Raw genomic sequence first — 23,239 nt, forward strand, 5'->3', positions numbered from 1 at the left:
CTGCTCCCATACCGTGTCTTCGGCAGTGTAAGAAAAGTGAACACCGTTTGCCAGCCGTTTCAAGCGTCTTGGCGCGCCGCCAGCCAGGCCGACCGAAGCGCCGCTGCCCAGAACAGTCCGCCCAGCCCGACCCGCACCCGACCGTCGTTGGATGCCCGGGCCAATTCAATCGCCGCCTCGGCGGTCGAAGCGACCTGTAGCCGGGCTTGAGGATTGCGCTGACCGTACATCGCTGCGAGCACCGGCGCCGGCACCCCGCCCGGCAAGGTCGACACGATCACCTCGTCGAAGGTCGGGGTGAGTTGCTCAAGCATCGCATCAACAGGCTTGTCCGCCGATATGGCCAGCAACAATCTCGCCGGGCGACCGTGCAGCAGGGTCATTACACCGGAGACGGCTTCCGCCAGGCCGGCCGGCGTGTGACCCGCATCGATGATCAGCTCCGCCTCCCCGGCACCGCCGCTGCCGGTCCCCGCGGACAGGATTTCCATTCGCGCCGGATTACCGCAATTGGCCAGCGCGTCGACGACCAGGTCCGGCCAACCGCCCGCAAACAGGTCGGGCCGGACCTGGGCGAACACCTCCAGCGCGATCTCCAGATTGTCGGCCTGAAAACGCCCATGCATCGACGTGGTGACGTCTATCGGGCCATGCACTCGATGGTTCAGCCGGATACGGTGACCGGTGATGGTGTCATGGCTGACCGATGGGCCAAGGACATCGCTTGCCCAGACCGCACGAACCGGCTTGAGGCCGGCCATCAGCGCCAGTGACGGCCGCTCGCTCTGGAAACTGCGCCCGATCACCACGCCGGCACCGGGCGCCGCCACATCCAGCTTGTCCAGAGCCACCTCCCGCAAGCTGGTTCCCAGCAAGGGCATGTGCTCGCGGTCAAGGCTCACCATCGCCACGGCCGGCGCCTGCAGCAACCGGGTCGGGTCATATCGTCCGCCAATGCCGGCTTCCATGACCAAGCGTTCGGCGCCAGCCTGTTCAAACCACAGCAGGGCGGTCAGGAAGCCGGCTTCGAAGGCGCACGCCTGATCGCCCGGATGGGCGGCGAGATGGGCGCGGATCGCGGCGCCGACTCGCCTCTCCAGGTCGGACAGGACCGCATCACCGATCCGCTCGCCATCCAGCTCGAAGCGCTCATTGAAGGCGTGAAGGTGCGGGGATGTGAACAGGCCCGTCCGCTCACCCGCGCCCCGAAACAGGGCGCTCAGCATCCGGGCAACACTGCCCTTGCCATTGCTACCGACGATCACGACCGCCCGGCGCCCCATGGCCGCCAGGTCGAGGCCCAGCCGGTCAGCTATCGCGGCAGTACGGGCCAGCCCGACACCCGCGCCGAAGCGCGGCAGGTCCAGCGTACTTGCCTTCATCGCCGGGCCTCCAGCGCGCGCGTCAGAATGTCGGCCCACAAGGCTTGCGCCAGCTCGACTTCACCCAAAGTCTCGAGCGACTGGAAACCCGGATTGGCATTTACCTCCAGTACGACCGGGACACCACCAGCCGGCGCGAACAGGTCAACGCCCGCCACCTGCAGGCCCAAAGCGGCTGTCGCGGCCACGGCCAGATCGGCGAGCGGGGGCGACACCGTGGTGGTAAAACCGTCGACCTGCCCGCCGGCGGCAATATTGCCGCGCCCGCCCAGGGGCAGACGGGTACCCGGAGTCGACCTGTCGGCGGCGCGAACGCCGGCGGCCTCCAGGCAGGCCGCGAAATCGGCCGCGGTGACCGGGCTCAGCGCGTCGTTTGCCAGCCGGCCATTGAGTCGCTCGAACAGGCGTTGCCAACTGGACCGCCCGTCACCCGCTAGGCCGCCCGGCGCCTTGCCATACTGGAACCGGGCCACCCCCGCGACGACGAGAACCCGAAATTCCGGCGCATCCACAAACGGCTGGACTACGATCTGGTCATGGAACCGGGCGACCCGGTCGAGATAGTCGTGCAACGCGCCCTGGTCGCGGATCAATTCGGCGAAGTCGCCATGGGCACCGCGATTGGGCTTGGCGAAGACGGGGTAGCACGCCGTGCTGCCCCATTGCTCCAGGTCCGCGCGCTCGCGGCCGGGGGCCCGCAAATGGGCCCGCGCCGTCTCGAGGAAGTAAAGCGATGTGGGGACATGCGGCAACCCGGCTTCGCCCAGCAGTGCGGTGGTGAAGGCCTTGTCACGCGCAATTGTATAGGCAGTGGCGGGATTGCCCGGATAGGCACAAATGGCGCCGGCACCACAGTGTACCCGCCGCCCGTCAGCCTCGACAGCAAACAGATAGCCCTCACCGCCATCCAGATCCAGAAAACGCCAACCCCGGGTCCGGCAGACAGCGCGCACCATACGGGCATTGAAAGGCAAGCGGTCGGAGGGGGGCATGGCGCGCATGCGAAACTTCTACATCCGCGCCCGGCCCGCGGAAACAGTCGGCTGACGCCCAACCATGCCCGCCGCCACAAAACGCATGGACTGAATACATACCCAAGGGTCGATTTTTGCGAAATCCTGCTTATCTGATGGGCCGGACCGTTTCATCAAGGATACCCGCATGACCTCGACCGACGCCCTCTTCAAGCCTTTTTCTTTGGGTTCGCTTCAACTGCCCAACCGCATCGTAATGGCGCCGATGACACGTTCCAAAAGCCCCGATGGGGTGCCGGGTCAACCGGTCGTCGACTATTATCGTCGCCGGGCCGAGAACGCCGTTGGCCTGATCATCACCGAGGGCACGACCGTGGATCGCCCTGGCGCCAGCTTCGACGCGGCCATACCGAATTTTCATCAAGCCGAGTCGCTGGCCGGCTGGAAAAACGTCGTCGATGCGGTTCACAAGGCCGGCGGCAAGATCGCACCGCAGCTCTGGCATGTCGGCCTTGCCCGCAAGCCCGGGACCGGGCCCAATCCGGAGGCCCGCTCCGACAGCCCGTCCGGCATTGTTCCGGGCGGCAATCAGGTTGGCGAGGCGATGAGCGCGGAGGATATCGCCGACACCATCGCCGCCTTTGCCAAAGCCGCCAAGGCCGCCGCCGACATCGGCTTCGATGCCATCGAGATGCATGGCGCCCACGGGTACCTGCTCGACCAGTTTTTCTGGGAGGGCATGAACCAGCGTGATGACCGCTATGGCGGTGGCCTGACCGAGCGCACAACCATCGTCCAGGAAATCATCAAGGCGATCCGCGCCGAAATCCCGTCCGACCTGCCCCTCATCCTGCGCTATTCGCAATGGAAGCAGCAGGACTACAATGCCCGCCTCGCCGACACGCCCGACCAGCTCGCCGAATTCCTCGGTCCGCTCTCGGACGCCGGTGTTGACATCTTCCACGCGTCCACTCGCCGGTTCTGGATCCCGGAATTCGAAGGGTCTGACCTCAACCTGGCCGGCTGGACGCAAAAACTGACCGGCAAGCCCGCGATTACGGTCGGTTCGGTCGGCCTCAACTCCGACTTCATCGGAGCCTTCATGGGTGAAGGATCGCCGGCTGCTTCGCTGGACGGCCTGATGGAACGCCTGGAGCGCAATGAATTCGACCTGGTGGCCGTTGGCCGGGCGCTGATTTCCGATCCGGAATGGGCCGCCAAGGTACGCGACGGCCGCTTCGATGAATTGGAAGACTTCAGCGCCGAAAAACTCAAAGAATTGGTCTGATGATGGCATGAACCGCCCCGCCGCTCCGCTCACCAGGCGGAGCGGCAAGAGGCGGTGGGCGATGTCCGGTCCGGGGTGCCCTGGTCGGCGAGAGTTCGGCTAGCGTGGAGCGGGTCTGCGACCGGTCCGCGGGCTCGCGACCGGCCTGCCAAGCTGGCGTCTCAGTCAGGCGATCCGCCCGATCACAGTTCATGCATAACAAATGAGCCAAATTTTACTATCATTATCAACACGCTATGAATTTCGCGCATTTACAGTTAGTTGCAGTCTACAATTGAACGACACGTTAACTCCCAACACCTTAGCATGATCGGATAACAACTCTTGATGGATTGATATCGTGACAACTGACGTCCTCGAACGGATCAAAACGGCGCTCACCGGCCGCGACGGTATCGATATCGGCCATTTCCAGTGGATCAACCTGGAGATGATCAAGAACGAGGTCGGTGAACAGTGGATCGAGGTGCGCAAGAAGATCTACAGCGTGTCGGCGCAGTATATCGAAAAGCGGCTTGCCAAGAACGACGTGCTGGTCCGCTGTCGTGGCGGCTTCATCCTCGTGTTTGCGGTGCTGTCCGGAGATGAGGCGGCCGAGAAGACCAAGGAGTTGTCCGACGGGTTGAACCACTATTTTCTCGGAGACCGGGTCCTCAAGCATTTGGAGATAAGCTCCGAAACCAAGGAGTTGTCGGTTTCTGAATTCGCCGAACTGGTCAAGCGCAGTGACGTCTCCCAAGCCGCCGAAATCGGCAAGGCCAGCAAGGAGGCTGTTCCCTGGACGACGAAAAAGGACGCAGCGGGAAACTGGCGCGACATGGATCGCAGGGCCAAGGAAGACGCGGCCGCCAAAGCGGAACGCGACCTGGCCAAGCTGAAGACGCCCGAAATCCCCGCCCCCGCGCCGGAGCAGATCGCCAAGTCGCTCCCGCCGACCATCGACGCCACCAGCGACCTGGACCAACTGTCAACCTTGCCATTCAAGGTCCCGACCGCCGAATGGGATGACATCATTTTCAAGCCGTCATGGGACTCCAAGTTCAAATACATAACCGCCAATTTCTGCCTGCCCCATCGCCATCACAACGGGACCGAGCTGTATGGACGACAAACCCTGCAAGGCAATGACGATCCCAAAGTGCTCCAGACCATGGATCATGCGGTCGCAATGACAGCCCAGCGCGGCTTTCTCAAACAGCTCGCAGCCGGGAAGAAATGCGCCATCGTGATCCCGGTCAACTATGAGACCGTGATCGGTACACAGGACCGGATCCGGTATTTTTCCATCCTGCAGAACATTCCCCAGGCGCAGCGCAAATACTTCTACATCCGCGTCGACAGCATCCCCGACGGCGCGCCGATCGGCCAGATGGAGGAATTGTTCCGGTCCATGCGGATATTCGGGTCCAACCTGCTGGCCAAGATCGAACCCGGCACAGTACGGCTGAACAGGTTTGAGAACTGCTCGATCGCCATTTACTGCTCGTCGCTGGAACGCAGATGGGCCCGCACCGGCCTGAGTGAAAGCGTGATCAAGAAGCTCGTCGACCAGGCGATCTCGATCAGGCGCGCCGGCGCAAGAGCTGCGCTGACCCAGGTCGACACCGCCGAACAATTGCAGTTCGGGATCGATGCCGGCTACGAGATCTTCTCGGGCGCTGTCATCGGCAAGGACATGAAAAACCCGGCCCCCCTGATCGAAGCGACGCTCGAGAAACTGCTGGAACAGGCGGCGTGACGCACAGCCTGTAATCGCAGCGCGACCGACAGATGCCGTTCGCATTCATACCTACAATTTCGGGAAATAAATGGTGCCCGGGGGCGGAATTGAACCACCGACACGCGGATTTTCAATCCGCTGCTCTACCCCTGAGCTACCCGGGCACCGTGTCGAGCAGCTGCCTCGGCAGCCAATCGAGAGCGCGGTTTATAGGTCGGGCACGGAGGCGTGTCCATGGCTCTTTTCAGCGAAATCACAACCGGTGGCAGCTCGGTCCGCCAGAGCGGCCCGCGCGTGCCACTAGTGATCTTCTTCGGCCGGAGGGTTGTCTTCGGCGACGTCGGCCGGCTCGCCTGGAATGGCGTAGGAACCGCTGACCCATTTGCCCAGATCTACATCGGCGCAGCGCTTTGAACAGAAGGGCTTGAACTCGGGATGGGCCGGCTGGCGGCAGATCGGACATTTCATGGCGAGGTCTCCTTTGTGGGGAGGCGGACGGGGTCAGGCGCGACCGACACGGCAGTCATGGCGTGCCAGATCCGGGTTTTCGGTCAGTTCGAAACGGGCCCCGATGCGGTCGGTCAGTGCGGCCCGCCAGGCTATGGTGTCGCTGTCGAGCCAGGTGAAGACTTCCGAGCCAACCGTCAGGCGCTGCTTGCGCGAGCGATCCGACCGGGCCTCCGCGTCGAGGCGGCGCAGCGCCGCAAGCGCGGCGGTCTCGACCGTCGGGCGGCCATCCGCCTCCAGCATGATCTCTGACAGGGTGCGGCCGCGACGCTGGCGGGCAACCTCGCCAATGCAGAACTGCGACAGAGGAGCAACATCGACCTTGGCCCGGTCGCGGCGGAAAGCGCCGCGCAGGGTCTGCTCGACGGCCTTGCGGTCCGGCTGCCCACGCATATGGACAAAGTCGATGGCCAGGATGCCCCCAATGCCGCGCATGCGCGCCTGACGGGCCGCTTCCTTGGCAGCGGAGTTATTGAGCTGGACGGCCAGCTGGGCGGCATTGCCCTGGCCCTTGCGGCCATCGGCATCGACATCAATCGTCGTCATCGCCCGCGTCGTCTCGATATAGAGCGAACCGCCGCCGGGAATCGCGACCTGTGGTTCCAGCGCTTCATCGAAAGCGGCTTCCAGGTCGAAATCGGTCTCGTCGGCCCATTGCGCCTCGGCATCGCCGAAAGTGCGGACCAGGCGCTGGGCGAGGATCTCGGCCGGTTCCAGGCAATCGGGCGCCTCACCGGGCTCGACCTCGACCAGACCGAGATTCGGTCCCTTCTCGGCATAGGCTTCGCGGGCAATGCGCACACCGATGGCGGCGCCTTCGTGCAGGCCTTTGGGTCGCCCGGACTTGCCGAAAGGCAGAAAACCCTCATCGCCGACACCCAGATCGACAAAGGCGGCGTTCAGGGCTGGCTCGACCCGGCGCACACGGCCGCGGTAGATCTCGCCTTCGATGACCCGCTGACCGGCCTCCGACCAGCGGTCGAGATAGAGCTCGACGATGCGGCCATTCTCGGCCACGGCGGCGCGGGTCTCGCCAATGTTTTCTTCGATCAGGATCTGCCGGTTCATGCCGAACCTCCCTCACCCATCCGCGCGGTGACCGGATAGCCCAGCCCCGTCAGCAGATTGGCGGTTTCATAGAGTGGCAGGCCAACCACGCCGGTAAAGGAGCCGATCAGATTGATCACGAAACACCCCGCCCGGCCCTGGATGGCATACCCGCCCGCCTTGCCGCGCCATTCGCCCGAGGCGAGGTAGGCGTCTGTTTCCGGTCGGGAAAGGCGCTTGAACTTGACCCGGGTCTCGACCACCCGCGCTGCGAAACGCCCGTCCGGCGCCCGCGCGGCGATGCCGGTGAAAACGCGGTGATTGCGGCCGGACAGCAAGTCCAGACAGCGGCGCGCCTCGGCTTCAGTCTCGGTCTTGGGCAAAATGCGGCGACCGACGCCAACGACCGTATCGGCGGCCAGGATATAGCCGTCATCGCTGCCGGGATGGGCCATGGCCTTTTCCTGCGCCAGGCGCAGCGCCAGAGGCCCGGGCAGTTCGCCGGGGATCTCGTGCTCGTCGATATGGGTGGGTTCGACCGCGTCGGGGCCCAGTCCCGCCCCGCTCAGCAGATCGAAGCGTCGGGGCGAGGCACTGGCCAGGATCAGGCGCGGGCGGGGAAATGCCGGGTCGGCCAGCGTCATCGCGTCACCACGCCTGAATAAAGCTTACTTGAAGCGATAGGTGATCCGGCCCTTGGTCAGATCATAGGGCGTCATCTCGACCAGGACCTTGTCGCCGGCGAGTACGCGGATACGGTTCTTGCGCATCTTGCCCGCGGTGTGGGCAATGATTTCGTGTTCATTCTCGAGCTTGACCCGGAAGGTCGCGTTCGGAAGCAGTTCCGTGACTTCGCCCGGAAACTCCAACAGTTCTTCTTTCGCCATGCGGCTCCTCGTTTCTGACCCTGCGGTCTGACCCTGTGGGGGCTTAGAATTCTGGGTGTTACCGCAGACTCGCCAAGCCGCCCGCGCACCGGAGCGCGCTGTATACTCCCCCTTGCGGGCAAAAGTCGAGACTCAAGCGCTCTTTGGCGTCGGTTCCCACTGCGCGACGCGGGCCGCAATCGCATCGCGGGTTTCGCGATAGGCGGCGATCTTCATGTCGCGATTGCCACCGGTCTCGCTGGGATCGGGAATCGGCCAAGCCTGGAACTCGGCACCGGTGCGCGCCGCATACTCTTTCGCCATCCGGTCAGCGGCGGTCGACAGCGACACGATCAGGTCGGCCGGCGGGTCGCCGACACCATTGAGGGCAATCGGCGAAAAGTCCTCCAGGTCGACCTTCTTCTCGAGCATGACCGAGACCATGAAGGGATCGACGAAGGCCGCCGGAATGACGCCGCAGGAGCGGGCAATGGCGTCGGGACCGAAGCGCAGGCGCCACAACCCCTCGCCCATGGGCGAGCGGATCGCATTGCGACCACAGACGAACAGGACCGAGGGCAGGCTCATGACGCCGCCCGCCGATGCAGGGCGCAGATCAGGGTGAACAGACGCCGGGCGGTGTCGAAATCAACCTCGATCTTGCCACCGAGGCGTTCGCGCAACAGCGTCGAGCCTTCATTGTGGACACCGCGCCGGGCCATATCGATCGCTTCGATCCGCTCCAGCGGCGCATCGCGCACAGCCTCGTAATAGCTCTCGCAGATCAGGAAATAATCCTTCACGATCCGCCGCAAAGGCCCCAACGCAAACATGAAGCCGCGGACCGGCGTATCGTCTTCCAGGCGCACATCAAAGACCAGCCGGTCATGTTCGATGGCCAGGCGCAGCGCAAAGGGGCCGTCGACCTCACCGTCCGGACGGAAGCGATTGCCTTCCAATAGGTCGGCGATGGCGACGCGCCGCTCGTGGTCGGCATTGACGTCGCCCGGCCCCATGCTGGCCCCGTCGAGGTCGATGCGAACTATCCTGTCGTCGGACTGGCTCATGGTGTTTGGGTGTCTCCGTCAGACTCGCCAACCTCGGCAGTATCATGCTGGGGTCGCGCCGCTGCCCGCCAGGGGCGCGACAGGTCGACCAGGACCACATCCAGGCATTCGACATCAAGCCGCAGCTCGCCGCCACCGGAAAATGTGCAGACCACCTGCCCCGACGGCATCTCGCCTGGCTCGAAGCGGATCGTCAGCAAGCTGACCACCGCATCCTCGGCACCCTGGCGGATATTGCGCGAACGGGCGGCGGTCACATGGCCGATCTGGACGCCCGACCGGACACGCCGGTCGCGCCGTCCGGCCTCCCAGCAAAACCTGTTGAAGGCCATGGTGAATGATCGCAGGCGCCGGGAATGTTCGAAATCCCCCAGCAGCGCCACGGCATCCTGGAGCGCTGCCGAAATAGCCTCGAGATCGGGCTCGTCCAGTGCCGTCAGCCGCAAGGGAGCTGTCATCCGTTCGTCCTGTGGTTCAGGCTCCGTCAGGGAGCCGTTCGATGCGGGCGCCGCAGCCGGTCAGCTTGGCTTCCAGCCGTTCGAACCCGCGATCAAGGTGGTAGACCCGATTGACCACGGTTTCCCCTTCCGCCGCAAGACCGGCGATGACCAGGCTGACCGAGGCCCGCAGGTCGGTGGCCATGACCGGCGCGCCGCGCAGACGCTCGACGCCACGCACCACGGCCTCATTGCCATGCACGGTGATGTCGGCGCCCAGACGGGCCAGTTCCGGCGCGTGCATGAAACGGTTCTCGAAAATGGTTTCGCGGATCACCGATGACCCGTCGGCCAGCGACATCAACGCCATGAATTGCGCCTGGGCATCGGTTGGAAAACCCGGGAAGGGCTGGGTCTCGATGTCGACACTGTCCAGGCGTGAGCCATTGCGGGCCACCCGCACGCCGTCCGCCACGGCCTCAACCGTCACACCCGCCTCACCCATCGACGACCACAGCGCCTTGTTATGGGCCAGCACGCCGCCCTCAAGCACCGCATCGCCGCCAGCCGCGGCAACGGCCAGCGCATAGGTCGCGGTCTCGATCCGGTCGGCGACCACCTTGTGGGTGACACCGGACAGGCGCGACTGGCCCTGGATGCGGATGGTTGAAGTACCGGCGCCCTCGATCGTCGCGCCCATCGCGGTGAGACAATCGGCGAGATCCCCGATCTCCGGCTCGCGGGCCGCATTCTCTATGACGGTCTCGCCGCGGGCCAGCGAAGCCGCCAGCATGGCGTGCTCGGTCGCGCCGACCGAGGCAAAGGGCAGATCAATCTCGCCGCCGACCAGACCACCGCTAGGCGCCTTGGCCGAGACATAGCCTTCGGAAATCTCGATTTGCGCGCCCAGCGCCTTCAGCGCCTTGAGGTGGAGATCAACCGGGCGCGCACCGATGGCACAGCCGCCCGGCAGGGACACACGGGCATGGCCTTCGCGCGCCAGCAACGGACCCAGCACATTGAAGCTCGCCCGCATCTTGCGGACCAGGTCGTAGGGCGCGAACGTGTCGGCAATGGTCGCCGCGTGCAAATGCAGCTGCGCCTCTTCACCGTCGGACACCACGACCCCGAGCTTTTCCAGCAGATGCCCCAGAAAGCGGCTGTCGGCCAGGCGCGGCATGCGGGTGAGGATCACCGGCTCATCGGTCAACAGCGCCGCGGCCATCAGCTTCAGCGCGGAGTTCTTGGCTCCGCTGATTTCAATACTGCCTTCAAGGCGGGCGCCGCCCTGGATGACAATCCGGTCCATGAGTACTCCTTCAACCCCCAGGCAGAAAACCCTGAGACGGAAACGCGAGACGCGCCTGCTTGTATGCAGGCCCCATCCCAGTGCCCGATCCGGGCGGCATTATGACGGGCTGGCGGGTTTTTCTGAGGCAGTTTGTGCAGCGTCGCTGTCATTTTCCGATCCCTCCTCGACCGGGGTGCGCACCGCCGCCTTGCGGCGACGCAGATTGGCACGCAAAGCCTCGGCCAGACGGGCCTCCCGGGAATTGGGGTCCGGTTTGTCGCGCTTGGCGCGCGGCGGATTGGCGGGGGGATCGCTGGGCTTGCTCATGCAATTGGTCATGGCGAACGCTGCACATCACGTCAAGACACACTTGGCGCAGGCTCAGGCTTGCGTTATATGCCCGGCTCTCGCTCGCCGAAAGGCGACCCGGCGCCGCTATAGCTCAGGGGTAGAGCGTTCCCTTGGTAAGGGAGAGGTCGAGTGTTCAATTCACTCTAGCGGCACCATTTCCAAGCTTCTGAAATTGCTTGGACAAATCACGACACAGCATCGGAACACGCACCGAACACGGGCTTTATGAGATTGTGTCGCGGCAGGCCTGTCCGTGTTTGGATTTACTACAACCCATCTGACCTGACCGCCTCCTGGGCCTTGCTCTCGAGATACCTCGCGCAAGACCACGCACAGCCCTGCGCGAAAAGAAGACATGCCGAAACCTCGGCTGTTTTATGGGCGCCGCGGCGCACAGCCATCCATACACCGCTTGTCAGCCAACGGGCCGTATCCGGTTCTTCAGCTCAAGGGTGAAACCGCGAAGCGGCCGCGACGCGGCCCTTGACCTGAAGAACCGGATACGGCGGTCTCTCGGCAAGCGGTTTAGGGTGGGGTTTGCGCCGGAGGCGCGGCGGATAAGGGAGATTAATTGTGTCTGTCCCCGGTTTTTCGCGGTTGTTCTCACCCGTTCTCGGCTGACGAAGAGTTTCCTCTGAAAACGCCCATTTATCCGGGAAATCGCCCCCCATCAAACAATCGGCTATCTGGAACATCACACATTCGATAATCGAAGTTTAGCAATAAAACGGAGTCCTGATTAATTTCCACATCCCCAAATTCACTCATCGAAATCGCAAACAATAGATCACTCCCAGGGACCACTATTAACTCACAACCACCGGGGCATGAACCGATCTCGCGGCCTTGATTCGGAGAAATTATTCCATTCGTGACTATCTCATACCTTCCACTTGGCGCATGTAAATGACCAAAAATATTTGGAACAAAGTCATTTGATGCACAAATTGCTGAATCAATATTTGATTCCAAATTAACCAGCACCGCATTTATGGACGGCTGAAAAACATAAGTAAGCGTTATAGGCTCGGTACCGCCGCTCTCTCCGGCGCTCACAGGCGCTGCTAACAAAATCATCAATGCTAAAACTATCAAGGAAATTTTTTTCACTAGAAATTACCTCCATTCAATTGCACCGCGAGCACCGCAATGTGATCTGCACTAAAGAGCCCCCAGTTTCCGGAAAGAAACCGGGACAGACACATTTTCCGCGCCCCACCTTCTCGTTTAGGTTGCACTTTGGGTCCGCATCCGCATAACTGCAGCCATGCCCCGTACCGCACGCTTCGTTCTTCCTGGCTATCCCCATCATGTCACCCAGAGGGGAAACCGGCGGCAGCAGACTTTCTTCAACGACGAGGACTATGCGCTCTATCTCGACCTGCTGCAAAGCGCTTGCATGCAGTTCGATGTGGCCTGCTGGGCTTATTGTTTGATGCCCAACCATGTCCATCTGATCCTGGAGCCGCATGATCAAACCGGCCTTGGCGCAGCACTCAAGCGCACGCACCAATCCTATACGCGGCACGTCAATGCTCGCGAGGGCTGGAGCGGCTGTTTATGGCAGGGACGGTTTGGTTCGAGCGCCATGGACGAGTCCCATGCACTGATCGCCGTACGCTATGTCGAGCTGAATCCGGTGAAGGCAAAGCTATGTCAGCAGGCCCGGGACTGGCCTTGGTCGAGTGCCCGCGCCCACCTCACCGGCGAGCCCGATCCGCTCTTGTCGGCGGTGCCCTTCCTGGAGCGCATTCCCGACTGGAATACCTATCTGTACCAAGGCCTGGACCCGGCCATCGAAGCCCGGATCGGATACTTTACCGGGACCGGCTATCCGATGGGAGCGGATGATTGGATCTCAGCACTGGAAACCAGATCAGGCCGTGACCTGCGGCCCAAAACACGCGGGCGGCCACTCAAGAAAGCGACAGAATGAACGGGAAAAATGTGCCTGTCCCAGTTTCTCGTCCGGCGGTCTCTCGGCAAGCGGTTTAGGGTGAAGTTTGCGCCGCGGCGCGGCGGATAAGGTGGACTAATTGTGTCTGTCCCGGTTTCCCCAAAGAGCGTGACCATGTGCGATTACGGCCATGTCACTAACTATTTACGGTTCCCATATTCGGACGCGACCTCTGCCCCGACCGACCAGACCGAAGCGTGGTAAGCCATGAGTAAAGAACGGTACATTCCCCATTAAGTCACGCCATGAGCTAGCTCGTGTTCGCCACACTTTACCCACACCTATACAGCATAACCTTTACCAGACATTATAATAGATACGCGAGAGTCATCATCATTGCTTTTGTAATCCTCAAGGCCCCAGACAAGAATACGAATTCGGGCACATGAGTACCGTAGTTTTTTTCGATATTGAAAACAGGCGTACGCCAAATTAACCGCCGCGTTACGGCCACCTTCCGCCCGCATATAGTTAAAAGCACGCTTGATCGTCTGCCACGCGAAGTTGCGACGAAAACAGAATTTGTTTTGCCACTTGTAGAGAGCGGTAAATATCATTGTGTAGTTTACACCACCAAACGTAGGCTCCACAATCTCATATCCAGGGGCGCCAATAAGCATCTCAAACAGGCGTCCTTCTGACAAAAATTTCTCAGCCCTATTCTGCACGATTTCAATTTCCTCCATCAACCTCTGTTGTTGAGTAGGTATCCGTTTCCGAACACCTTGGAGCATCGATCTGCCGCTCCGAAGCCTCCCCACTTGTGCGCCCGGAATTTGGACAAAACAGGGACACACAGCATTTATCCCGCATCCAGTTGACCTGAGCCCCTCGGGTCCCTCGATTATTTCGAGAGTCTGAGCCTTTCATAGTCCATGGTTTGTGATGTGGCGAGCGTGCCGGGAGCGGAGCCCCCGCGTAGCTCGAGCGACCGGCACGCTGCGAGCGTCGAGCGGACCCGATGCGCCCACCGCACCATAAACCCCTTGCCGAATGTATGCCGTAAAACAATTGCCCCCGCCCCTTGCCGCGGTGGCGGTGTCTGGTATTGGCTTGGGAGCGTTGGGCTCGTCGTCTGTGGGGTGGCGACCGGCGGTAGACGGGGCGGGGTTTGCAGGTTTTTCAATCAGACTGGGTGCGCGCTTTGGGAGTGCTGACCGTGGCCGTACTGGGCGCGGCAGCGATTGTGTCTGCCAGCGACGAGACGCATGCCGAGGCGGAACCCGTTCCGGTCATCTACTCCATCCTGAACATGACCGAACGGATGGCGGACCGGCACGCCTGTCCGCTGGACCTGGTGCATGCGCGCGAGCTGATCGAGACGCGCTATGCGGCGACCGGGTACCGGTTGGAATTCAGCCCCCTGGCCGACGGGCCGGATGTGCTGCTGCATGAACTCGCCGCGACGGTTTCGCCGGAACCGGACGCGAGCACGGGCGACTGTGCGTGGACGGTGCATGTCAGTTTCCAGGGCGCGACCGCGACCTATCAGTCGACCGTCGCGCCGTCCTCGACACCGCTCGAACGGGTCGACCTGGCTCCGCTGCCTGCAGCCTCCCTCGCGACCGACACCCGATGAGCGCCTTTCACCCGCCCTGCACGCCGCACCAGAGCGGCCATCTGGACGTCGGTGACGGGCATGCGATTTATTGGGAAAGCGCCGGAAACCCGGACGGCATCCCGCTGCTGGTGCTGCATGGCGGTCCGGGATCGGGGATTTCCGACAAGTTCCGGAAGATGTTCGACCCGCAGCGTTTCCGCATCATCCTGCTCGACCAGCGCGGCGCCGGTCGTTCGACGCCGCACCTGTCGCTAACGGCCAATACGACCGCCCATCTGGTCGGCGATCTGGAAGCCCTGCGCCAACACCTCTCGATCGAACGCTGGATGGTGTTCGGCCCGTCCTGGGGATCGACGCTGGCGCTGGCCTATGCCCAGACGCATCCACACGTCGTCATTGGCCTCATTGTCGGGGCCATCTTTACCGCCCGCGCGGTTGAACTCGACTGGTGGCACAGCCCGGACGGCGCGCCGACCCTCTTTCCCGACGCCTTTGCGACCTTCATCGCGCCGGTCCCGCAAGCAGACCGCGCGTCACCCAAGGCGATCATGCGCTGGTATCTTGCCGAGATGCAGGACGAAGTCGCGCGCGGGCTTCCGGACCTGGCAGGCCTGGCTGACCTCTCGACCCCGCTCGAAACCCTGCGCCGCTCGGCCGTCTATCGCTGGACCGAGTATGAGGACCGCCTCTCCTATCTCGACAATCCGCCGGAGGCGGTGCGGGCCGGACTGGCGGCGCGGGGCGCCGGCTTTGTCGCCGCCCACTCGCTGATCGAAGCGCATTATTTCAGCCAGGGGTGTTTCCTCGAGGAAGGCGAATTGCTGGCCAAGGCCGGCCGACTGGCGGACATTCCGATGGGCATCCTGCACGGCCGCTACGACATGGTGTGCCCGGCCCGCACCGCCTTTGACCTCGCCGCGGCCTGTCCGCACGCCGATTTCCGGCTGGTTGCGGTCAATGGGCACGGCATGACCGAGGTCAGCCAGGCCGAGCTGAACTCGCTTGTCGATGCCGTGGTCTCCCGCATCGCCCTGTAGGAGGTGAGCGGGTCAGGCGTCCGGCGCGACCGGCATCCAGGCGTGGATTGCGATGGCGACCTCGCCGCCTGTGAAATCACCACCATTGGCCGCCAGCTCGATCGGCGTATCCGAATAAAGGGCCGTCGGACCGATCACGCCCAGATTGCTGGCGCCTTCGGCTATGCCCAGCGAGCCGCCGAACTTGGTGCGCTCGCCGGACAGGCCGCAATCGAACGAGCTTGCGCCGGTGATCGCTGAAACGGTTCGCACCGACACACAGAAGACCACCGCACGGGCGGGAATGACGACTGCGCTGGCCACAACCGAACCGCTCAGCCCGGTCAGGGTCTCCTCGATGATCAAGGCGCGGGTTGCGGCGCCGCCATTGCCCTGCGTCAGGACCGTATCGGATGGCGCCGGCCGCCAGCGGGCGTTGGCTGTGTCCCAGAAAAGGCTGGCCTGCTCATCAATGACCGATACCCGCCAGCCGTCGGCCGGGGTGAAGCCGGTCCAGTATCCGTCCCGCCAGACGGCAATGTCGCCGGCTTCCAGGCTCGACCAGGCGTCACCGCTGGCCCCGTCCGGGATGATCCAGGCGGCGCCCTCGGCCGGCGTGGCGGGTTCCGCCGTCACGCTGCGACTTTCCACGACGGCCTGCACCAGGGCATCGAGCCGCATCAGTGCCTCGTTCACGGTGACATGTTTTTGCGCCTGGGCGGGCATGACGAGCGGCAGATCGAGTGTCGGACTGGTCTGGGACATGGGGTTTCTCCTCGCTGGCCCGCCAGTCTGTGGCAAGATGGGGAAGCGGGGATAAGCGGCCACACTGTCCTCGCTTCAGTGACCCACTTGACGCACGCGCCGTGCGCGCTTTCTCTCCGCCGCACAAAGACACCACCAAGATCGAGGAAACCGGGCATGACTGACACTATCCGCGCCCTCGCCGGGGATTTCCCGGCCCAGACGCCGGCCAGCTGGACGGCCCTGGCCGAAAAAGCCCTGCGCGGCGCCGATTTCGACGCCACGCTCGGCCGCACCACGATCGACGGCATCAAGCGCGGCCCGGCCTTCTTCGCGCGCCCGGATGGCAGCCATGCTGTCGATGCGGCGCCGCGCGACCTCCACCTGCCCTGGGGTATCCGTCAGACCCTGGTCGAAGCCTCGCCCGAGGCGGCCAATACCGCCGCGCTGGATGATCTGATGGGCGGCGTCTCCGAATTGGAGCTGCGGCTCGATCCGACGGGTCAATTCGGCCTCAAGGCGAATGAGATCGAATTGCTGGACGCGGCCCTGAAAGGCGTCGACCTCACCCTCGCGCCTATCCATCTGGACAGTCTGGGCGGACAGGGCCACCACGCCCACCTGCTGCTGACCCTGTTTGCCCGTCGCCGCATCGACGGGGAGCTTGTCAGCGGGGGACTCGGGCTCCACCCGGTCGAGCGCGCCGCCCGGCAGGGTATCGCGCTGGATGAGGATTGTTTCCCCAAGGCCGCCGCCCTGACCGAGCTGGCCCAGGCCGCTTTCCCCAATCTCAAGGTCTTCCGCTGCGACGCCGCCCACATGTTCGAGGCAGGCGCCAGTGAGAGCCAGGAACTGGCCATCATGGCCGCATCGGCTGCGACCTATATGCGCCTGATGATGAAGACCGGGCTGGACGCCAATGCCGCAGCCAAAGCCATTGAGGCGCGCCTGGCCGCCGACGCCGACATCCACCTCACCATCGCCAAGCTGCGCGCCGCGCGCCGCATCTTTGCCCGCATCGCGGAAAGCTTCGGCGCTACGGGTGAGGCGCGGCGCCTGTCGCTGCATGTCACCACCGCCGCGCGCATGCTCTCAGCCCGTGACGCCTGGACCAATCTGATCCGCAATGCCTGCGCCGGTTTTGCCGCGGCCGCTGGCGGCGCCGACGCGATCACCGTGCGACCGATGACCGAAGCCATCGGTCGCCCGACCGGCTTTGCGCGCCGGGTCGCCCGCAATCTTCACATCCTGCTCGCCGAGGAGAGCCATCTGGGCAAGGTCACCGACCCGGCTGCCGGCTCTTACCTGCACGAGACCCTGGCTGACAGCCTGGCGCAATCGGCCTGGTCCCTGTTCCAGGAGATCGAGCGTCGCGGTGGTCTGGTCGACGCCTTTGCCACAGGCTGGCTGCAGGGCGAGATCGGCAAATCGCGCGAGGCCTCGCTGGCCCGGATCGCCAGCGGCGAGGCCCAGATCCTCGGTGTCACGCAATACAAGGATCCCGACCCGCGCCCCGTCGAGACGGACGGGGCCTGGCCAGACCTCGACGCGCCGGAGGATGCACTTGTCGCGACCCGTTTCGCCGCGCGATTTGAAGCTGAGATGGAGGCGGCACAATGACCCTGACATCCCAAAACATTGCCCCTGATTTCACCACGATCGAGCTGGGCGAAGCACGCAGCCCCGGCAGTGGCTCCCGTGAGCCCTGGACGCCCGCCGAAGGCATTCCGGTGCAGTCGCAATACCGCGCCGAAGACAGCAACGGGATCGACTTTCTGGGCTCCGTCCCCGGCGCCGCCCCCTTCGTGCGCGGCCCCTACCCGACCATGTTCGGTCAGCGCCCGTGGACGATTCGCCAATATGCCGGTTTCTCGACGGCAGAAGACTCAAACGCCTTTTATCGCCGCAATCTGGCGGCCGGCCAGAAAGGCCTCTCTGTCGCTTTCGATCTGGCCACCCATCGCGGTTATGACAGTGACCATCCGCGCGTCGCCGGTGATGTCGGCATGGCCGGCGTGGCCATCGATTCGATCTATGACACCCGCACCCTGTTTGACGGCATTCCGCTGGATGAGATGTCGGTGTCGATGACGATGAATGGCGCCGTCCTGCCGATCATGGCGCTCTATATCGTCGCCGCCGAGGAACAGGGCGTGAAGCCGGAACAACTCTCGGGGACGATCCAGAACGACATCCTCAAGGAGTTCATGGTCCGCAACACCTATATCTACCCGCCGGTGCCATCGATGCGGATCATTTCGGACATTTTCGAGTACACGTCCGAGCACATGCCACGCTTCAACTCGATTTCGATCTCCGGCTATCACATGCAGGAGGCGGGTGCCCCGGCGGACCTGGAACTCGCCTACACGATCGCCGACGGGCTGGAATACATCCAGACCGGGATTGATGCCGGCCTCGACGTCGACACCTTCGCGCCGCGCCTCTCCTTCTTCTTCGGCATCGGCATGAATGTCTTCATGGAGATCGCCAAGCTGCGCGCGGCGCGCCTGCTGTGGGCCAAGCTGGTCAAGGAGCATTTCAATCCCAAGTCCGACAAGTCGATCTGCCTGCGCACCCACTGCCAGACATCCGGCTGGTCGCTCGCCGCCCAGGACGTGTTCAACAATGTCGGCCGCACGGCGCTGGAAGCCATTGCTGCCGTCGATGGACACACCCAGTCCCTGCACACCAATTCGCTGGACGAGGCCCTCGCCCTGCCGACTGATTTTTCGGCCCGCATCGCCCGCAATACCCAGCTATTGCTGGCTGGCGAAGCGCATCTTTGCGATGCTATCGATCCTTGGGGCGGCTCTCACTACATAGAACGCCTGACCCATGACCTCGCGGCCCGGGCGCTCGACCATATCGCCGAGGTCGACGCGCTGGGCGGCATGGCCAAGGCCATCGAGGCCGGCATTCCCAAACTGCGCATCGAGGAAGGCGCGGCGCGCACCCAGGCCCAGATCGACAGCGGTCGCCAGACCATTACCGGGGTCAACAAGTTCCGCCTCGACGAGGAAGAGGACGTGCCCGTCCTCAAGGTCGACAATTATCTCGTCCGCAAACAGCAGATCGAAAAGCTGGAACGCCTGCGCGCCGAACGTGATCCCAAGGCGCTCAAGGCCGCGCTGGACGCTCTCGCCGAGGCGGCCCGCACCGGGACCGGCAATCTGCTCGCCCTCTCCGTCGATGCCGCGAGGGCCAAGGCCACGGTCGGCGAGATCTCCGACGCGATGGAAACCGCCTTCAACCGACATGTCGCCAAGATCAAGACGGTCAAGGGTGTCTATGGCGAGGTCGCGGGTGATGATGACCGGGTGAAGAAAGCCCGCTCCCTCGCCGAGGCCTTCGAGGCACGCTTCGGTGAAAAGCCGAAAATCCTGATCGCCAAGCTGGGTCAGGACGGCCATGACCGTGGCCAGAAAGTCGTCGCCTCGGCCTATGCGGATCTGGGCTGGGAGGTCGTCGTCGGACCGCTTTTCCAGACACCGGAAGAAGCCGCCGGCCTGGCTGTCTCCGAGAAGGTTCACGCCGCTGCGGCCTCGTCCCTGGCTGCCGGGCACCTGACCCTGGTGCCGGAGTTGAGAACCGCCCTCAGCCAGCGCGGCCGTGATGATATCCTTATCGTGGTCGGGGGTGTCATCCCGCCCGATGACGAACCCGTGCTGCGCCAAATGGGCGCCGCCGCAGTCTTCCCGCCCGGCACCGTGATCGCCGACAGCGCCCTGGTGCTGCTGGAGCGCATGGGGATGGAGCTGGAGGACGGTTGAGGCAGCCGGTCCTCGCCCGAAAAAGGCGCGGTGGTGGTGCGCGCAGCGGGGGAGAAAGAAACGCGCCTGCCCCGCCGAAACTCGCGCGCCCCGCGGTTTGCGCCATACATGACTTGTCAGCGAGCAGGCCGCATCCGGTTTTCCAGCTCAAGGGTGAAACCGCGAAGCGGCGGCTATGCCGCCCTTGACCTGGAAAACCGGATACGGCGACGTCCCGGCAAGTGATGAATGGGCGGGTGAGCGCTGCGCGCCCCCTCCCGGACGCGACTTATCCCCGTTGTGCGCCTCTTTCCTTCTCCCTTGGGAGAAGGTGGCCGGAGGCCGGATGAGGGGGGAATTTTCCTGCGGTCACCGGGATTTACCCCTCACCCTGACCCTCTCCCAGGGGAGAGGGAAAGTGCGCGCCAGCTAATAATCGAGAAAACTTATCCTCCCCCCTTATCCGCCGACACATAATGGCTTCGGTTTTCGGGACGGGAGGCACGAGCTCAGTCACTTGTGCCCGGAAACGAGCGGAGCCTGTCCGCGCCTTGGATGTGACACTCCAAAGCTCCGGCAGGGCGTGCGACCAGGTCGCGGGGCACTAAACGACCGACCCCATCTACCTGACGCATTGGAATCGGGGTGGAGACAGCCCGGGAAACCTCCGCGAGCGGGATGCCGAGGACACCACGGACACCGCCTACCAGCCAAACGGACACCCTGGTGTCCGCCGACATCCCGTTCCCTCCCATCCTTCGGCGCTATTGCGTGCGAAGACGAAAAGCCGTGAACGTTGCCGAGGGAGAAATCCCTGGCGTGATACATTCGTCCTTCATCGACCTGTCAGCCAGCCTGTGTCACCCTGCGCTGTCATCATGCTTCAGGAGACAGCGATGCGACCGGTCCTTGCTTGCCTCATCCTTGCCGCCACGCTGACCGCTTGCGCCAGCAGCCCGTCCGTTTATGCGCCCGCTGGCGATGGCGACCGGGGCTATACAGACACCAGGATCGAACAGGACCGTTTTCGTGTCCGCTTCGCGTCCGGCGCGGACATGGAATTTGACGAAGCCGAGAGCATGGCCCTGCGCCGGGCCGCCGAGATCACGCTGAACAATGGTGGCGATTGGTTTTTGGTAACCAGCCGCACCCTGGATGGCAATGACCGCAACCCGGTCGGGGTTTCGACCGGCGTCAGCATCTCATCCGGGTCACGCGGGCGGTCATCCCGCGGTGTCGGTCTCGGCCTGCGTTTTGACGGGGATGCCGGTGAAAAATCGGTCTCGCTGGTGATTCTGATACGATCGGGGCCCTTGCCGCCAGATCCCAACGCCTATGACGCGCGCGACGTCCTGGTCAATCTGGCCGGGCCCTGAGACCTGTCACCGTATCAACCCGACCGCGTTCAGCCAGCCAGCTTTTTGGCCTGACCGACCCAGTCATCCCGCTCGATCCGGCCGCGACCATTGATGGCCGCGTCCCAACGCTCAATATCTGCGTCCGACCAGGCGGCAATCTGGGCCACCGAGGTCACGCCTCCCGCCTTCAGGGCAGCTGCAGCCTTCGGGCCGAGCCCCTTGATGGCACCGAGGTCATCACCGGCTTCGGCGGCTGGCTTGCCCGGCTTCGGCGCCGATTTCGGCGTCGGGCTGACTTTGGATTTGACGGCGGCCTTGGTGTCTCCAGCTACGACCTTCTCGGGCGCGGGCTTCGCGGCAGTTTTCGGCTTGGCTGACTTGGCCGCGGGTTTCCGCTTCGGTGTTGCCGGCGTCGCCGCGGCAGCTTCACGCTCGACCGTCTTCGGCATCGCGATCTCTGGCGCTTCGACGCGGGCCGGCGTCGGATCCGGCGCAGCCACGCGAGTTTGGGACATGGCCTCGCCGAGGCGGCGCGCCAGGTTCTCGTTTTCCTGACGCAAGCGCGCATTCTCGGCCACGGCCGCGTCGGCCTCGGCGCTGCGGGCATCGCCGGACCAGAGTTGGTAGCCGACGAAGACGCCGAACCCGACCGCCAACAGCAACAATATCCCCATTTCCCAGATCAGGTAAAACATGCCTCAGCCCTCAAGCGTCGCGATTGCGAATGATATGGCGTCGTCCTGACGATCAGTCAGAACGACGAAAACGCGCGGATTGTCCGCGACTACATTGGTGACCAGCCCGGTTACGGCGGCGACCCGCGCCTCGTCCAGCTCGGCATCATCGGCGCTGCGCCTGACCGAGACCGTCAAGGCCGCGTCGGCCGGGCACGCTGCGAACATGCGCCCGACCCGCCGCAGGGCAACCGATGTAAAGGGGCTGGGCGTCGCACCGGCGCGCTCGAAGCGCGGCATCTCGGTGCCTTGCGCAGCGAGGATCACCGCCGAGCAGGCGGCGACATTTTCCACCCGCACCTCCGCCGGTGCGCCGGCAGGTGTAATCACCGTCGCCGCCCGAAACGGGTCCGGCATGGCTTGCAGGGTCTGGGTGACCGAACGCGCGATCTGCGGGTTTGAAGCCTCTCCCACCAACGCGCCCTGCTCACCGCGCAGAACCAGCGCCCCACGGTCCAGGCGAGCGAGCTGCCCCAGGAGGCGCTTCGCGGCCTCCTCCCAATCCGGCGAGGCAGAGCCGCCCGGCACGAGGGTCAGATCGGTATCGGCCCCACCGGGAAAATTGGTGCTGGCATAGCGGGCAATGGCGTCACGGGCACCGGCATCGGTCGCATCACCCCGGATCAGCACCCGGCCATTGGTGGCGACGTCGGCGCGGAATACGAAACCGGCCTGCAGGCGTGCTTCAACCGTTTGGTCAATGACCCGGGTGACACCACCGGCAACCACACCGCCGCTCCAGCTTGAAGTCAGGACAGTGGCGATCGCATCATCGCGGGCTTCCACATCCGGCGCCGCCCCGGTCAGTATGGCGCGCTGGCCATCCATCTGGACGCTGGCCCAGTCATGATCACGCGAATCAAGGGCCTCACGCGCGCGCTCTGCGAGCCGGGCCTCGATCGAGCCAACCGAAAACGGTCCAAACGAAAACAGGATGACGGCTGCGAGGACAACGAGTCCGGCTGCTATCAGGACAGTTTTGCGAATGCGGGGAGTCATAACGAGGTCAGGCATGAATTCTTCCATCGAATGCGGCCAGAAATCACCGGAAAGAGGCGAATTGAAGGCCCGCGTCCACCCTCGAAATAGCATTAAAGGTCAGTGACCTCCATAGGGGAAACCGCATCCCCGCATGCAAAAAAGGGCCGGAGCTTGCGCTCCGGCCCTTCCTGTCACGAATGACCGTG

General features: G+C 63.6%; 24 protein-coding genes and 2 tRNA genes. 9 read left to right on the plus strand and 17 right to left on the minus strand.

Annotation, left to right across the window (positions count from 1 at the left end):
* Window positions 1–59: 59 nt before the first annotated feature.
* On the minus strand, window positions 60–1,382 hold the full coding sequence (locus VOI18_RS11870) for a hypothetical protein (protein ID WP_323762632.1): 1,323 nt from the start codon (window positions 1,380–1,382) through the stop codon (window positions 60–62).
* Window positions 1,379–2,383: a hypothetical protein gene (locus VOI18_RS11875; RefSeq protein WP_323762633.1), complete on the minus strand. Its 1,005-nt coding sequence runs from the start codon at window positions 2,381–2,383 to the stop codon at window positions 1,379–1,381. Before VOI18_RS11875 ends, VOI18_RS11870 begins: the two co-directional genes overlap by 4 nt.
* A 160-nt stretch (window positions 2,384–2,543) precedes the next feature.
* On the opposite strand from VOI18_RS11875, the gene VOI18_RS11880 reads away from it, so the two are divergent.
* Window positions 2,544–3,644: an NADH:flavin oxidoreductase gene (locus tag VOI18_RS11880; protein WP_323762634.1), complete on the plus strand. Its 1,101-nt coding sequence runs from the start codon at window positions 2,544–2,546 to the stop codon at window positions 3,642–3,644.
* 340 nt (window positions 3,645–3,984) lie between these two features.
* Complete coding sequence (locus tag VOI18_RS11885; RefSeq protein ID WP_323762635.1) at window positions 3,985–5,382, plus strand: hypothetical protein; 1,398 nt, start codon at window positions 3,985–3,987, stop codon at window positions 5,380–5,382.
* A gap of 71 nt (window positions 5,383–5,453) precedes the next feature.
* On the opposite strand, the gene VOI18_RS11890 is transcribed toward VOI18_RS11885, so the two are convergent.
* From VOI18_RS11890 to VOI18_RS11935, 10 genes are all read right to left on the minus strand, one after another.
* Window positions 5,454–5,528: transfer RNA gene (locus tag VOI18_RS11890), tRNA-Phe, on the minus strand.
* Between the two features lie 136 nt (window positions 5,529–5,664).
* Entirely contained in the window at window positions 5,665–5,832 is a 168-nt protein-coding gene (locus VOI18_RS11895) for a DNA gyrase inhibitor YacG (RefSeq protein ID WP_323762636.1), read from the minus strand.
* A 33-nt stretch (window positions 5,833–5,865) separates the two neighbouring features.
* Window positions 5,866–6,939 carry a ribonuclease E/G gene (locus VOI18_RS11900; RefSeq protein ID WP_323762637.1) on the minus strand — a complete coding sequence of 358 codons (1,074 nt, stop codon included), beginning with the start codon at window positions 6,937–6,939 and terminating at the stop codon, window positions 5,866–5,868.
* Window positions 6,936–7,562 (minus strand): Maf family protein, encoded by a 627-nt coding sequence (locus VOI18_RS11905; protein WP_323762638.1) that lies wholly within the window; start codon window positions 7,560–7,562, stop codon window positions 6,936–6,938. Before VOI18_RS11905 ends, VOI18_RS11900 begins: the two co-directional genes overlap by 4 nt.
* Window positions 7,563–7,586: 24 nt before the next feature.
* Complete coding sequence (infA, locus tag VOI18_RS11910) at window positions 7,587–7,805, minus strand: translation initiation factor IF-1 (RefSeq protein WP_011643070.1); 219 nt, start codon at window positions 7,803–7,805, stop codon at window positions 7,587–7,589.
* A 132-nt stretch (window positions 7,806–7,937) separates the two neighbouring features.
* Complete coding sequence (locus VOI18_RS11915) at window positions 7,938–8,372, minus strand: low molecular weight phosphatase family protein (protein WP_323762639.1); 435 nt, start codon at window positions 8,370–8,372, stop codon at window positions 7,938–7,940.
* Window positions 8,369–8,851: a UPF0262 family protein gene (locus VOI18_RS11920; RefSeq protein ID WP_323762640.1), complete on the minus strand. Its 483-nt coding sequence runs from the start codon at window positions 8,849–8,851 to the stop codon at window positions 8,369–8,371. The genes VOI18_RS11915 and VOI18_RS11920 overlap by 4 nt, the downstream gene beginning before the upstream one ends.
* A complete protein-coding gene (locus VOI18_RS11925; protein WP_323762641.1) occupies window positions 8,848–9,309 on the minus strand; it encodes a DUF2948 family protein in 462 nt (153 codons plus the stop codon). Before VOI18_RS11925 ends, VOI18_RS11920 begins: the two co-directional genes overlap by 4 nt.
* 16 nt (window positions 9,310–9,325) lie before the next feature.
* Window positions 9,326–10,597: a UDP-N-acetylglucosamine 1-carboxyvinyltransferase gene (gene murA / locus VOI18_RS11930; protein WP_323762642.1), complete on the minus strand. Its 1,272-nt coding sequence runs from the start codon at window positions 10,595–10,597 to the stop codon at window positions 9,326–9,328.
* Between the two features lie 99 nt (window positions 10,598–10,696).
* On the minus strand, window positions 10,697–10,906 hold the full coding sequence (locus VOI18_RS11935) for a hypothetical protein (RefSeq protein WP_323762643.1): 210 nt from the start codon (window positions 10,904–10,906) through the stop codon (window positions 10,697–10,699).
* Between the two features lie 104 nt (window positions 10,907–11,010).
* Between VOI18_RS11935 and VOI18_RS11940 the strand changes: the two genes are divergently transcribed.
* Window positions 11,011–11,085 (plus strand) — tRNA-Thr (locus VOI18_RS11940).
* 493 nt (window positions 11,086–11,578) lie between these two features.
* Here the strand turns inward: VOI18_RS11940 and VOI18_RS11945 are convergent.
* Window positions 11,579–12,040, minus strand: a complete 462-nt coding sequence (locus tag VOI18_RS11945; RefSeq protein ID WP_323762644.1) for a hypothetical protein — start codon at window positions 12,038–12,040, stop codon at window positions 11,579–11,581.
* 157 nt (window positions 12,041–12,197) lie between these two features.
* On the opposite strand from VOI18_RS11945, the gene VOI18_RS11950 reads away from it, so the two are divergent.
* Window positions 12,198–12,866 carry a transposase gene (locus VOI18_RS11950; protein ID WP_323762645.1) on the plus strand — a complete coding sequence of 223 codons (669 nt, stop codon included), beginning with the start codon at window positions 12,198–12,200 and terminating at the stop codon, window positions 12,864–12,866.
* Between the two features lie 302 nt (window positions 12,867–13,168).
* Here VOI18_RS11950 and VOI18_RS11955 read toward each other — a convergent pair whose 3' ends face one another.
* A complete protein-coding gene (locus VOI18_RS11955) occupies window positions 13,169–13,573 on the minus strand; it encodes a hypothetical protein (protein ID WP_323762646.1) in 405 nt (134 codons plus the stop codon).
* A gap of 449 nt (window positions 13,574–14,022) precedes the next feature.
* Here VOI18_RS11955 and VOI18_RS11960 point away from each other — a divergent pair, with 449 nt between their 5' ends.
* Both VOI18_RS11960 and pip read left to right on the plus strand, forming a co-directional pair.
* Complete coding sequence (locus tag VOI18_RS11960) at window positions 14,023–14,466, plus strand: hypothetical protein (RefSeq protein WP_323762647.1); 444 nt, start codon at window positions 14,023–14,025, stop codon at window positions 14,464–14,466.
* Window positions 14,463–15,485, plus strand: a complete 1,023-nt coding sequence (pip, locus tag VOI18_RS11965) for a prolyl aminopeptidase (RefSeq protein WP_323762648.1) — start codon at window positions 14,463–14,465, stop codon at window positions 15,483–15,485. Before VOI18_RS11960 ends, pip begins: the two co-directional genes overlap by 4 nt.
* A 12-nt stretch (window positions 15,486–15,497) precedes the next feature.
* Here pip and VOI18_RS11970 read toward each other — a convergent pair whose 3' ends face one another.
* Window positions 15,498–16,229: a DUF2793 domain-containing protein gene (locus tag VOI18_RS11970; protein WP_323762649.1), complete on the minus strand. Its 732-nt coding sequence runs from the start codon at window positions 16,227–16,229 to the stop codon at window positions 15,498–15,500.
* 156 nt (window positions 16,230–16,385) lie between these two features.
* Here VOI18_RS11970 and VOI18_RS11975 point away from each other — a divergent pair, with 156 nt between their 5' ends.
* From VOI18_RS11975 to VOI18_RS11985, 3 genes are all read left to right on the plus strand, one after another.
* Window positions 16,386–17,828, plus strand: a complete 1,443-nt coding sequence (locus tag VOI18_RS11975; RefSeq protein WP_323762650.1) for a methylmalonyl-CoA mutase family protein — start codon at window positions 16,386–16,388, stop codon at window positions 17,826–17,828.
* Window positions 17,825–19,981, plus strand: coding sequence for a methylmalonyl-CoA mutase (gene scpA / locus VOI18_RS11980; protein ID WP_323762651.1), 2,157 nt, complete (start codon window positions 17,825–17,827; stop codon window positions 19,979–19,981). Before VOI18_RS11975 ends, scpA begins: the two co-directional genes overlap by 4 nt.
* Before the next feature lie 875 nt (window positions 19,982–20,856).
* Entirely contained in the window at window positions 20,857–21,336 is a 480-nt protein-coding gene (locus tag VOI18_RS11985; RefSeq protein WP_323762652.1) for a CC0125/CC1285 family lipoprotein, read from the plus strand.
* A gap of 29 nt (window positions 21,337–21,365) precedes the next feature.
* Here the strand turns inward: VOI18_RS11985 and VOI18_RS11990 are convergent, their stop codons facing one another.
* Window positions 21,366–22,013, minus strand: coding sequence for a hypothetical protein (locus VOI18_RS11990; protein ID WP_323762653.1), 648 nt, complete (start codon window positions 22,011–22,013; stop codon window positions 21,366–21,368).
* Between the two features lie 3 nt (window positions 22,014–22,016).
* The gene (locus VOI18_RS11995; protein ID WP_323762654.1) at window positions 22,017–23,066 is read right to left on the minus strand and encodes a hypothetical protein; all 1,050 of its coding nucleotides are present in this window, start codon (window positions 23,064–23,066) and stop codon (window positions 22,017–22,019) included.
* Window positions 23,067–23,239: the final 173 nt, after the last annotated feature.

It is taken from the genome of Maricaulis sp. (assembly GCF_034670125.1).
In the GTDB taxonomy this organism is placed as follows: Bacteria; Pseudomonadota; Alphaproteobacteria; order Caulobacterales; family Maricaulaceae; genus Maricaulis.